Below are 11,531 nucleotides of genomic sequence, written 5' to 3'. Positions count from 1 at the left end.
ATAATGGGGGCAGAGAACGCTGCAGTAGCTGTCGCGTGCATCTTGGAGCGACACAATATGATTAATTCGGCGGGTGGATATTTGCGAAATCTGACACATCGGTGTGAGATTGGCGAGTTCTCTATCGGTCCGATGCTTATGGCATTGCTGAATGCGAGAAGCGAAGGCCATTGTAAAGCCGGTTGACGGTGTTTGCAGCTGCAAACCGCACTAAAACGTTGATTGTAAAGAATTATTCTCTCGCGACTTTAGTGGAGCCGTCAAAGTGATCGCACGAGACGACGGGGAACGATATCTCGGCGTACTCGGTTTTGGCGCGACAGCCCCGGCCTCTGGGGTTGGGCCGCTATATGGAGCTCCGGGAATGTCATCGACGCGACGGTCGTGGTGCGAGCGATGCTTGGCGCCAAGCCCTCATGATTTGAGGACGTCGGCGTTTTGTTGAAGTTGAGAACATCGCTGCTGCTGTCTCGTGCAGACTTGAACAGGGTAGGGCACATCACATCTCCCGGCGGCTATCTGCGCGATTTGACGCGCAAGGCTGAACGCGGCGAGTTCAACCTCGGGCCGATGATTATGGCGTCGATGCGTGCGAATGCAGGCGCGGACATGAAAACGGCGTAGCGTGAAGTTCGGAGCGAGGACCATGCCGAATGCCGAAGATCCCAATGCTGATTTACTCCTGCGGAACGAGGCCGTCGAAGACTTCAAACAGAGCATCGACGATGGCCTGGCCGAGCGCGTTGGCGCTTTCCGCGACTCTGCTATCGTCGCCCCCGCGCGCAGCCATAGCAAGATTGCCGCCCTGGTCAGCTATGATAGCGGTGGCGCGTTCGATCGCCCATTGTGCGAAATCGGAGCGGCTTTCGATCGTGACGGTTTCCACGGTTTCATCTTCCCTTGGATGGAGCTAGCGGTTGACCAGTGTGAGGTCGAGCTTTGCCCGCTACTCGAATTCCGTGTCAACGAGGCCAGTCCGCTTTGCTCGGTCGAGGAGGTTTTTCACGGAGGATGGCGCCCATCTCGTGCCGCCGCGGGGCGTCCGCTCATGGAGCCGTCCGAGTTGGGTGGCGATCTCTCGAATTGTCAGCTGCGGATTTGACGAATGGATTCCGGCGATCAGGATCATCAAGCGATCTTCTGGCGGCCGGGCAGGGGACTTCTTGAGCAACGCAGGATCAGCAAGGTGCTCCTGGACCAACCATTTCACTGCGCGACGGAGACGCTCGGCCGTCCAGTCGCTCCCTCTCTGCTTCAGCACGCGGGCGATCTCGTCCCAGGTATGATCCGGCCGCATACGCCTTACCGTCGGAAGCCACTGGTTGAGCGACACTTGGATACGCCTTCCGTAGGCCTCCTTTTGGGCCGCGGTCACCTTCGCGAGCATCTCGGGCTGGCGTTCACGAATGCCGGGGTTGCCCGGTCGCTTGCCCTTCGATTTTGCCGCACGGATACCCGCCTTCGTTCGCTCGGAAATCAAAGCGCGTTCGAGCTGCGCGACGGCGCCGAGGACCTGGAGAGAAAACATGCCTTGCGGCGTGGTTGTGTCGATAGGGTCGCGTAAGGAACGGAAATGCGCGTTCCGCTCGGCCAGCTCCTCGATCACCGCCAGAAGATGGCTGACCGAGCGAGCCAAACGGTCGAGGCGGACAACGACGAGCGTGTCGCCGGCGGAGATCTCGCGGAGGAGCTTCGCTAGCGCCGGCCGAGCGCGCGATGCGCCGGATCCATGCTCCTGAACGATCACGCTGCAGCCGGCCGAACGCAGTTCGATTTCCTGGGCTTCTGTCGCCTGCTCGTCTGTCGAAACGCGGGCATAACCAATCAGGCGACCAAAGGGAGAGCGGGTCACTGCCCGCGATCCGCCGTAAGCAGGTCGATCAGCGCGGGATTGATGTAGAGATTTTCCCGCCCGGCCTTCACTTCTTTCAGGAGGCCGTCATCGACGAGAGCCTTGAGATAGACAGACGCGGCCTGGCGCTTCGCGATGCCTGCTGAGACGAGGTCGCCAATCCGGCAATAGGGGTTGACGAAAATCACCTCGGCGAGTTCCCGCGAATAGATCTTAGGAAGATCGCGCCGGATGCGTGCGCCAGTTTCGTCTAGAAGGTCACGGATCGCGTGGATCTTCGCGCTCGACCACAAGGCGGTTTCTCGGATGCCCTCCAGCATGTAAAGGATCCAGTCCTGCCACGCAGCGTCTGTCGTGACCCGAAGCAGACGGTCATAATAGGCGCGTTTGTTGTCGATGATGTAGCGGCTCAGGTAGAGGACCGGAATGTCGAGGAGCCCCTTGTCGACGAGATAGAGCAGGTTGAGCACCCTGCCGGTGCGTCCGTTGCCATCGGTGAACGGATGGATCGCCTCGAACTGGTAATGCATAACGGCGAGGCGGACGAGCGGATCTATGTCCTCGGCCTCGTGTATATACCGCTCCCAGTTTGAAAGCTTGTCCAGAAGCACGGCGCGGCCTTCCGGCGGCGTGTAGATGACCCCTCCGGTCGCGTCGTTGAGCAAGGCGGTCCCAGGCGTTGCCCTGATATCGAGATCGACACCCTTGATGGTCCGGCAGACCGCCACGGCCATCGCGGTCGACACTGGCCGCTCGTTCAGCATGGCGAAACCCTGGTGGAGGGCGGTTCGATAGCGCAGCGCTTCCTTCGTCGCTGAATCCGGAGAATTGCCGGCCTCGTTGGCGAACCGGAAGAGACGATCGGTCGTCGTGACGATGTTCTCGATCTCCGAGCTCGCCTGCGCCTCGAGGAGCGGGATCGAGTTGATCAGCACCGATTGGTTCGGAATGAGCCGGCCGGAGGCCTTCAACTCTGCCAAGGCGGCCCGCGCCTCGATGCAGGCTTTCAGGACAGCCTTGGTTTCGATATCCTGCGCGGGCGGGAGTGCCGGCAGATCGTTGAAAGCGCGATCAGGTCGGAACGTCATGCGGAAACAGCCTTTTCCGGCTGATCTTGGCGCCGGATATGTCGATGGCGACGACATGTCGCCAGAATGTGTCGATGAAATCGAAATCTATCGACATATTGTGCCCGTTGGCAAGACCTTTGTTCAAATGCAGCGCACGAGGATAACCGATCGTTTGTAAACGTCTCTAGCGCAATTCCTTCGATCGTGTCCCGCAGCGTGGTGTAGCTTCGGCGCTCGCCGTGCCTTCCGGACAGAGCCGGGAACGTGTCAGCTTGCCGCTGGCAGGCTGATGAGCGGATCATCGCTCATTGTGGCGATGGTCTCAAGGGTCATGTATCGGGACCGCTGGACGGCCCATTCGTCGTTCTGTTCAAGCAGCAGTGCGCCGACGAGGCGGACGATGGCGCCATCGTTGGGGAAGATGCCGACGACCTCGGTGCGCCGCTTGATCTCGCCATTGAGGCGCTCGATGGGATTGGTGCTGTGAAGCTTGGTCCAGTGCTGCCTGGGAAAGGTCATATAGGCGAGCACGTCTTCTTCAGCGGTGTCCATGAGTTGGGCGAGCTTCGGCACTTTCTGCCTGATCTGGTCGGCGACGTTGCGCCACTGAGTGCTTGCGGTCTCCGGCGTATCCTGGGCGAAGGCCGTGGCGATGAAGGCGGAGACCACTCGTCGGCCGCTCTTTCCGGCATGGGCCAGCGCATTTCTCATGAAGTGAACCCTGCACCTCTGCCAGGTAGCCGATAGAACCTTGGAGACAGCGGCCTTGATCCCTTCATGGGCATCGGAGACCGCGAGCTTCACTCCGCGCAGGCCTCGCCTGGTCAGCTTGCGCAGGAATTCTGTCCAGATTGGCTCAGCCTCGGATGTGCCGATCTCCATCCCAAGCACCTCGCGTCGACCGTCGGTGTTCACACCCACGGCGATGATGACGGCAACGGAGACGATGCGGCCGCCGCGACGAACCTTGAGGTAGGTGGCATCGATCCACAGATAGGGCCATTCCCCTTCGATGGGTCTGTCGAGGAAGGCCTTCACCTTGTCATCGATCTCTTCGCACAACCGAGACACCTGGCTCTTGGAGATGCCCGACATGCCCATGGCCTTGACCAGGTCGTCGACGGAGCGAGTCGAAACGCCCTGGATATAGGCTTCCTGGATCACCGCCGTCAGAGCCTTCTCAGCCATCCGGCGCGGCTCAAGGAAACTCGGGAAATAGCTGCCTGTGCGAAGCTTCGGAATGCGCAGCTCGACGGTGCCAGCACGTGTCTCCCAATCCCGGTCGCGATAGCCGTTACGTTGGGCAAGTCGGAACTCATTCTTCTCGCCGTAGCCCGCGCCGGTCTTCGTGCCGACCTCCAGCGCCATCAGCTTCTCGGCAGCAAAGCCGATCATCTCGCGCAGCAAATCGGCGTCGGCACTCTTCTCAACGAGTGAGCGCAGGTTCATCATGTCGTCGGTCATCGGTGATCTTTCCATCAGGTTGGTCTTCAACAACCCGACCCTACCGGAAAAACACTGGTGACCGCCGCTACCCTGCTACACCACCTCCAGGGACACGATCATTCCTTCGGCGCCCCGATCGCTTGAAACGCTTGGAAATCGGGGCTTTCATGCCCAAAATGGCTCGTTGTCAAAGAGCTTTGTTCAATATGATATGATGTACTTATCGGCGGCCAGGCGTGGCCTGGAGCATTCTATGAGGTGGCGAACACAAGTGTAGAGATGGATTTCTTTTAACGAATCATTTACTATAAATTCAATGTCTTATGATCTTGCCAGATTGCCCATCCAGAGCCTGCTGAGGACGATCTCCGAGGCCGCTGTGGTTTTTAGCTCCCGATTTCAATTGAAACGCTAAGCGAGAATTCCGACATCAAAATCTCCCCTTACAATTTCACGCGGAGGAGGGGAGGGGGCCAGCTAAAGCCCTGAAGCCTTGGTCAAATTCACGCGGAACCGATCACGTCGTCTCTGATATCTGCGGGTCATCTCCGCGGAAGCATGGCCAAGCTGTTTTTGGACGTAGCGTTCGTCGACCTCGGCCGAGGAGGCAAGGCCAGCGCGAAGGGAATGACCGGAGAACTTGAAGGCGCGCTCGATCTCGCTGAGATCGCCGCGAACGCCTGCGGCCATTGCGGCCCGCTTCACAAGCCGCGCCACCTCTTTGTCGTTCAGACGCTCCGAGCCAACAGCCTTCCCTTGCCCCGTGACGCGGCGAAAGAGGGGGCCATGGGCCAGCTTGGCGAACTTGATCCAGGTCTCGATCGCGGCGACTGGACACGTCGCATCAGACGAGCCACGACCCACCTCGACCTCTCGCCACCCAGTCTTGCCGCGCAGGGTGACAAGCATGCCCTTGTCGAGGATCTCAATCCAGCCTCGGCCGTCCTCAGTCTGGTCTGCCTTTAGATCGAGGCCGACAATTTCGGAACGACGGAGGCCGCCGGCAAAACCGATGAGCAACATGGCACGATCGCGCAGGCCGCGCAGCGAACCGCGGTCGAGCGTCTCGACCATGGCGATGATATCTTCGGCCATGACCGCCTCCTTCTGCACCGGCGGCCTGGCATGGCTGTTGCGGATCCCGGCCATAACGGTGGCGATGTGCCTGTCTTTACGATCAAGCGAGAGCGCGCGCTGGGCATAATTCCAGGATAGCGAGGAGAGTCGTCGTTCGATGGTTGAGACGGAGTTGGCCTTGGCGCCCCGTTCAGCTGTGCCGGAAGCGCAGGCGGTGATGTAGAGCCCGACGGTTTGCGGGTGTGGCGGGAGCGGAGCCAGATTGGACCGCCGACACCAAGCGGCAAAATGCTTCCAGTCCGAAGCGTAAGCCTTGCGGGTATTGGCGGAGCTGGCGGCTTCGACATAACCCCGGGCGCGATCAGCAAGGCTTGCGAGATGGGCGGGCGTCTGGTCCTGAACGGCGAGAGAGGGGAGGGGGCTGTCGCCCGACACCTCCGGCGCGGAAACATCACCGCCGGAGGCTGTGCTGAGAGACGGCGCTGAGGTCTCCTCGACGTGAATTTCGCTGTTCTGCTCGATGATTTGGGCCATTTCTCTATAATGAGCATTACATCCGATAATGCAAGATTATCGGACATATTTATAAGATGACAAGCTGTGCAGTTTAGCAGAAAAATATAGTCCAAACTGCGCGTCTCGGCTATGCTCACCGGCATGGATTCGCGCTTCCGCTCCCCTCTCGTCGTTCAGACCGCGCCGGTCGCCATGCTGGCCCTGCCCGCCTGGGCGAGTGCACGCCAGCACGATTTGGGCGAAACGGACGCCGCTTTCGCCGCCGGCATCGCGCTGAAATCGCTCGACGATCTGGCTCGCGCCGACCTGCCGTGGGCGGGCTGCTGGCGCCAGCGCTTGGCGCTGAATTGCGCCGCGGTTGCCGTCCGGCTGATGGGCCGAAACGAGGACGAAAAGGCGCTGCGCGACGCCGTTCTGCTTACCGCGTCCGGCGACGATCCCGGGCCGGCCGGAGCGATGCATTTGGCATTCCAGAAACTGGCCGCAAAGAAGCGGCCGATCAGCAGCAAAGTTCTGGAGGAGTTGGCGGCGCTGATGGGGTTGCGCCGCGAGGGCCTGAGCGAGATTGCCGATTTCTTTGATAGTGCGCTTCAGTCCGGTCGTGCTGTGCCGTTCGCCGTCGCCGACCTGGTCTCCAACATCTGCGCCGCCCGGCCAGATGCCGAAATTTTGGCCTGGTGGCTGGCCGACCGCCTGCTCGCGGAAAAACTCGCCTGGGCGTGTGGCGTGCCGCTCACGATGGGTGAGCGTTATGGCGCAGCGTTCAAGACGATCGGGGGCCGCGGACGGGTGCGGCCCGGGGAGCCCGCTTTCCCGCGGACGGTGTGCCTGGCGCTCGTGTCCGCCACGGTCGAGGCCTTGCGGCAGGCCAATGACATTGGCCGGCGTGCCGAGACATTGTTGGCGGTGGCGCCGAAGGTGCGAACCAAAGGCGCCGGCGTCGTCATCGAAAAGCTGCTCAACGAGGATGCCATGCCCGCCTCCGCGCCCGGCAGCCATCTCTCCCGCTGGGCGGCGACGCGATTGTTCGAGCGGCTGGAAAGTTTTGGCGCGGTGCGTGAACTGTCCGGCCGAACTTCGTTCCGGATTTTTGGGTTGTGACGATGGCGGGATCAAGCGCAACACGACGGAAGTCACGGCCGCAGGACGAAGTGTTGCTCGATCGCGAGCTCGAAGATCTGCCGCCGGAGCTGCGCTGGCGCGAATGGATGCTGCGGGTGGAAGCAGTGATCTTTGCCGCCGCCGAGCCGGTCAGCCGTGAGATTTTGGCGCGCGTGGTCGGTTGCGGCTGCAGCATCGATCTCATCATCGATGATTTGCGCGAGGATCTGCGGTCACGTCCCTATGACATCGTTGCGGTCGCCGGGGGCTGGCAGCATCGAAGCCGTTCGGCTTACGCGTCTGCGATCCGTGCCTCGCAGGCGCCAACGCGTAGCGTCGCCGCGTCGCTGTCCGAAAACGAGGCTGCGGTGCTGGCGGCGATCGCATACTTGCAGCCGGTGACCCGCGGCGAGTTGTCCAACATGTTCGGCAAGGAGATAAGCCGCGACACGATTGCCGGCCTTCGCGATGCCGGGTTTCTCAGCTCCGGCCCGCGCAGCCCGACACCCGGCGCGCCCTACACCTATGTGACGACGAAGCATTTCCTGTCGGCGTTCGGCCTTGAGACACTGCGTGACCTGCCCGATCTGGAGGGGCTCGAGGACGCCGGGCTGCTCAGCCGGCAGGCGCTCAAGGAAACCGCGCTTGGGCTGGCTGAGAGCGACGTACTGGAGGAGTGACGATTTAGGTCCTGTGCGGCTTCTTTAGGTTCCAATCATCTCCTGCACCCGGCGACGGCCGGGACCTGGGTTCATTCTGGCATAGGCGCCTAGCAGGTCCGGAAGCTTTATAGTCGGCTCCTTGCCTTTCGAGACATTCGGCCGTCCTCTGCTTCGCCTGAGAGCGTTCGCCAGAAGCTCGATCCAGGCGGGGTGATCACACGGCGGCGGAATCAGGCGTCTCAGACGGCGTGCTTTGCGTTCCTCATCCTCGGCGTCATCCACCGGCCCTTCACTGGGGCAATTGAGAAGTTCGGCGCAGTAAGCCCTTGCCGCTGTCGACAGACTGGTGAGGATCATCGCCGAGTAGTATCCGCCTGCACTGGGCAAGCTCAAGAGCCGACGGATAAGCATGGGTCCTGATGGGGAGTGGGCGATTGCTTCCAGGCTGCATACATTGTCGATGCATCGGTCGAACGTTCTCGTCATTGGACTGAGGTAAGGGATTGGTGCGCGGCGTAAGTCGTAGCCGCACGCAGCACAAGAATGTTGCGGCACGAATTCGCTCTGGTCAAAGACTGCAATGGAGCTGTTGCAGGACGGACATCGATCGCGCAATCGACAGCCATGCTCTGTGCAAGAAACCCGTGTCGCCAGCCGCCATCGACGCCGGAAATAGGGTTGCGCATCCTCGCTCAAACAACGGCAGCAGAACTGCAGCCACGTAGAACTGTCGCGTTGCCCGTTGTAGCGTAGCGGCAGCAAGAGCTGTTTGGGCAGATCCTGCGACAATGTCATCGCCGCGAGCTGATCGGGCGCGACGCCCGTTTTGGCATACAGCAGGTTTGCTATGTCGGCCGGCAGCCTCAGATCGAGGGCGGCCGACCACATTCCCGGATTAAGTCCGAGCACGCGCGCGAATGCTTTCGGGGCTACCCCATTGGCATAGGCAAGCCGGTGCAACCAGCTTGATAGCAATTCGTCTGGCTGCGGCATCACGGTGACCGGCCACAGGTCAGAAACCACGTCACCATATCGTTCGCGAATGCTGATTGCCGGCGTGCGCGCGTCGGCCGTCATCATAGAAGGCTCTCGCGCAAGGCCCTGCTGCGCCGCTGCGAGACCGGCACATGGTGCAGTTCGTCGATTCCGGCCTTGGTGATGCGTTCGCTCCCGGATCTGATCGCCGCGACAGCTGCCTTGGTGACGATGGTGACGATTTCACCGATCAGGCCTTCCGACAGGCTGAATATTATCCGGGCCAACGGTTCGGTCGACAAATCCGAGCTTTTGGCCAGCGGCAAAGCGGCTTCGAGACTGTCGAGCAGCATGAGATAGTTCTCGTCATATTGCCAGCGTGGAACTGCGACCAGGTCGAAGCGGCTCGCCATCTCGCTGGTGGCGTTGATAAAATCGCAGACGGCCACCTCGCCAATCAGCACCGGCGAGATGTCATACTGGCGGCCAATCCGCCGCAGGAAAGCAAATACGGCTTCGACGTCGCGCGCACGGCCCCGCAACGCATTGTGGAACTCGTCGAAAATCAGCACCCTCGGCCTGACGCTGGCCAACAAGTGATCGAGTTGCTCGGCCTTGCGGCCGAGGTTCCACATATCGGCGCCGGGCGCCCGCAGCGCCTGGAGAATGCTGGCATAGAAATGGCCAAGGCCGGCGCCTTCGCGTGTCTGGGCTATCCATACCCTTTGCTTGGGCGAGGTTCTCAGGTGCTCGACGGCGAACCGCTCGGCAATCATCGTCTTACCGTTGGCGTAGGGGCCGACCAACATCAGCCCCTGGGTTCGCAAAGACGCAGGCCGTAACAGAAGCTCGGCAAGTCGCCGATGGCTATCCTGGGCGGCATGATGCCCTATCCACCGTGGCGCGCGGATATAGGCGATCCTTTCCTCCTGATCACGGTCAAGATACGGTCGGACGTGCTCGAGCAAATGATCCACTATTGCTACCAGTCCTCCACCGGCAAGCGGCTCTTCTGGCGCGGGGGATGCTCGGCGGGAGGAGGCGTCCGCGGTTGCATGACTGCATAAGACTTCTCCGCCGCAGCGGCATGGGCCTTGCGGACAGCATCACGCAACTGGCGCCTGGAGGGTTTCGCCGATTGCACAATGGCTGCGATCTCGCGGCGGAGCGCCACCTTCTCAGTGCTTGAGCGGTGGTTTGCCGCACGCCGACGGGTGCGTTCCGCCTCATGCTCCCACAGCGTCACTGACGTCAGTTGGCCGTCGCGTCGCTCGACCGGCCGAAACTGTCTTGTTTCCGGGTCGCGGATGTAAACATGGCTGATGTCACGGGGGTCGTATCGCACCTCAAGCTTTCCGAGCCGGTCACGTTCGGGAACGACGGCGCTCAGCCACGGCGAATAATAGTGCATGGCGAACATGCTGATCCCTTGCGGTGACAATTGCCTTTCCGTCCCCGGCAAGAACGACAACAGCACGCGCTGCGGGTCATCGTCGAAACGAGGCAGGGCGGTTGCGTTGCGCTGCCATTCCGTCATGGGGACATTCAGGGTCTTGGAATTTTCCTGCAGGTTGTGATCGATCACGGCCAGCGCAACGCAACGCTCCAGATCGGCGAAGCTCACGCAGGCGCGCCGCTCGGATGGATATTCGTCGCGGTGGGCCACCGAACGGCCCGAAGAGCCCGGGTAGGTTGCGAGGACGGCGTTGAGCTTTCCCAGCAGCCGTTCAACCACGCCGCCTTGATGGACCCGGCCGCGATCGCGATACCGGATCCTGATCCCATAATCATCACATCCTCGCTGGAAGGCATGTCCCTTGAATTCCATCGCCGAGTCCGTGACGAGCAACTGCGGCCGACCGAACATCGGCCAGGCGTGATTGAGATTGCGCGCTGCAAGCCATGTATCTTTCGGGCACATGGCTTGGGCGAGACAAAGCGCAACGGACAGAACCGACGGCTTTTCCAAGGTGAGGCAGAAGCCGACGATGGATCGTGTCGCCACGTCGGTGATAACAGTCAAATATGGGCGGCCGACGAACACACCGGCACCATCGACCACCTCCACGAAATGGATATCAGTCGGCGTATGGTCGATTTGGCAGACGGCGAGCGGGTGTGGCGCATGGATATAGCCGGGACGCGGCTTCAGCCGCAGCAAGTGCTTTGGATTGGCCGATCGCTTCTTCGCGATCTCTTCAGGCGAAAACAACATCGGGATGCGCCGAGCGACCGTCACATATGAGGGAACGGCAAGACCGGCTTCCTCGCACCGCGCGCGGATCTCGTCGACCACGGGAGCAAGTGGGGTCGGCTCAAGCGTCAGCCACTTCTCGCGAAGTGTGGCCGCGATGATCGCCTCCACCTGTTCCGGCAGCCGCTTGCGCCGACTGACAGCGGTGCGAGGAAGCAAGCTGGTCACAGTGCGATCGGCTCGGTAACGGGCCAGGAGATTATAGATTTGCCGGGTGGTGAGCCGCAGTTCAGCCGCCGCGCGTTTGATGGCAGCATGTTTCGGATTGCCGCCATCCAGGATTTTGTCCAGCTCGCGGGCCATTCGACGCGCCATCGACCAGTGCTCGTCCAAGACCGGGCGCGCCGCCGGCGAGCTTCGATCGTGAAATCGCTTTGGCAAAGGGCCTCGCTGAAATCATTAGCTGAAAATCGTCTCCAGTTTAGCGCCAGAACCCAACTGGCGTATGACATTCCCCGGATTGAAATCTGGAAGTAAAAGCCACAGCCGCCGTCGCTCTTATGCGGATTCCGGTCTGAAGCCGGCCGGCATTCCGATTAATTACCGGCCACCGTTCCGATTTGAAGCCGGCCACTATT

Annotated in this window: 13 protein-coding genes; 5 read left to right on the top strand and 8 right to left on the bottom strand. The window is 60.9% G+C overall.

Annotated features, from left to right (window positions below; translation table 11 throughout):
• The coding region (gene repC, locus P7F60_RS29430) for a replication initiation protein RepC (RefSeq protein WP_277921081.1) at positions 1-186 on the top strand (186 nt) is incomplete at its 5' end.
• Between the two features lie 252 nt (positions 187-438).
• Positions 439-624, top strand: coding sequence for a replication initiation protein RepC (gene repC / locus P7F60_RS30865; RefSeq protein ID WP_347276908.1), 186 nt, complete (start codon positions 439-441; stop codon positions 622-624).
• A 52-nt stretch (positions 625-676) separates the two neighbouring features.
• Here the strand turns inward: repC (P7F60_RS30865) and P7F60_RS29425 are convergent, their stop codons facing one another.
• The 3 genes from P7F60_RS29425 to P7F60_RS29415 are packed head-to-tail and all read right to left on the bottom strand — an operon-like array spanning position 677 to position 2,880.
• Positions 677-886, bottom strand: a complete 210-nt coding sequence (locus tag P7F60_RS29425; protein ID WP_277921080.1) for a hypothetical protein — start codon at positions 884-886, stop codon at positions 677-679.
• Positions 887-946: 60 nt separating this feature from the next.
• Positions 947-1,852 carry a recombinase family protein gene (locus tag P7F60_RS29420; RefSeq protein ID WP_277921079.1) on the bottom strand — a complete coding sequence of 302 codons (906 nt, stop codon included), beginning with the start codon at positions 1,850-1,852 and terminating at the stop codon, positions 947-949.
• The gene (locus tag P7F60_RS29415) at positions 1,849-2,880 is read right to left on the bottom strand and encodes a Fic family protein (RefSeq protein ID WP_277921098.1); all 1,032 of its coding nucleotides are present in this window, start codon (positions 2,878-2,880) and stop codon (positions 1,849-1,851) included. The genes P7F60_RS29420 and P7F60_RS29415 overlap by 4 nt, the downstream gene beginning before the upstream one ends.
• On the opposite strand from P7F60_RS29415, the gene P7F60_RS29410 reads away from it, so the two are divergent.
• Positions 2,777-3,100, top strand: a complete 324-nt coding sequence (locus P7F60_RS29410) for a hypothetical protein (protein WP_277921101.1) — start codon at positions 2,777-2,779, stop codon at positions 3,098-3,100. The genes P7F60_RS29415 and P7F60_RS29410 overlap by 104 nt on opposite strands.
• Before the next feature lie 89 nt (positions 3,101-3,189).
• Here the strand turns inward: P7F60_RS29410 and P7F60_RS29405 are convergent, their stop codons facing one another.
• The gene (locus P7F60_RS29405) at positions 3,190-4,386 is read right to left on the bottom strand and encodes an IS256 family transposase (protein WP_024899827.1); all 1,197 of its coding nucleotides are present in this window, start codon (positions 4,384-4,386) and stop codon (positions 3,190-3,192) included.
• A gap of 459 nt (positions 4,387-4,845) precedes the next feature.
• Positions 4,846-5,979, bottom strand: a complete 1,134-nt coding sequence (locus P7F60_RS29400; RefSeq protein WP_092938415.1) for a site-specific integrase — start codon at positions 5,977-5,979, stop codon at positions 4,846-4,848.
• A 123-nt stretch (positions 5,980-6,102) separates the two neighbouring features.
• On the opposite strand from P7F60_RS29400, the gene P7F60_RS29395 reads away from it, so the two are divergent.
• Positions 6,103-7,062 (top strand): DUF1403 family protein, encoded by a 960-nt coding sequence (locus P7F60_RS29395; RefSeq protein ID WP_277921097.1) that lies wholly within the window; start codon positions 6,103-6,105, stop codon positions 7,060-7,062.
• 2 nt (positions 7,063-7,064) lie between these two features.
• Complete coding sequence (locus P7F60_RS29390; protein WP_051032483.1) at positions 7,065-7,742, top strand: SMC-Scp complex subunit ScpB; 678 nt, start codon at positions 7,065-7,067, stop codon at positions 7,740-7,742.
• 24 nt (positions 7,743-7,766) lie between these two features.
• On the opposite strand, the gene P7F60_RS29385 is transcribed toward P7F60_RS29390, so the two are convergent.
• The 3 genes from P7F60_RS29385 to P7F60_RS29375 are packed head-to-tail and all read right to left on the bottom strand — an operon-like array spanning position 7,767 to position 11,256.
• A complete protein-coding gene (locus P7F60_RS29385) occupies positions 7,767-8,804 on the bottom strand; it encodes a TniQ family protein (RefSeq protein ID WP_003501672.1) in 1,038 nt (345 codons plus the stop codon).
• A complete protein-coding gene (locus tag P7F60_RS29380; protein ID WP_035243718.1) occupies positions 8,801-9,679 on the bottom strand; it encodes a TniB family NTP-binding protein in 879 nt (292 codons plus the stop codon). The genes P7F60_RS29385 and P7F60_RS29380 overlap by 4 nt, the downstream gene beginning before the upstream one ends.
• A gap of 2 nt (positions 9,680-9,681) precedes the next feature.
• Positions 9,682-11,256: a Mu transposase C-terminal domain-containing protein gene (locus tag P7F60_RS29375; protein WP_225245755.1), complete on the bottom strand. Its 1,575-nt coding sequence runs from the start codon at positions 11,254-11,256 to the stop codon at positions 9,682-9,684.
• Positions 11,257-11,531: the final 275 nt, after the last annotated feature.

It is taken from the genome of Rhizobium sp. YJ-22 (assembly GCF_029601685.1).
Taxonomy (GTDB): Bacteria; Pseudomonadota; Alphaproteobacteria; order Rhizobiales; family Rhizobiaceae; genus Metarhizobium.
This window is presented reverse-complemented; position numbering and strand designations above follow the sequence as displayed.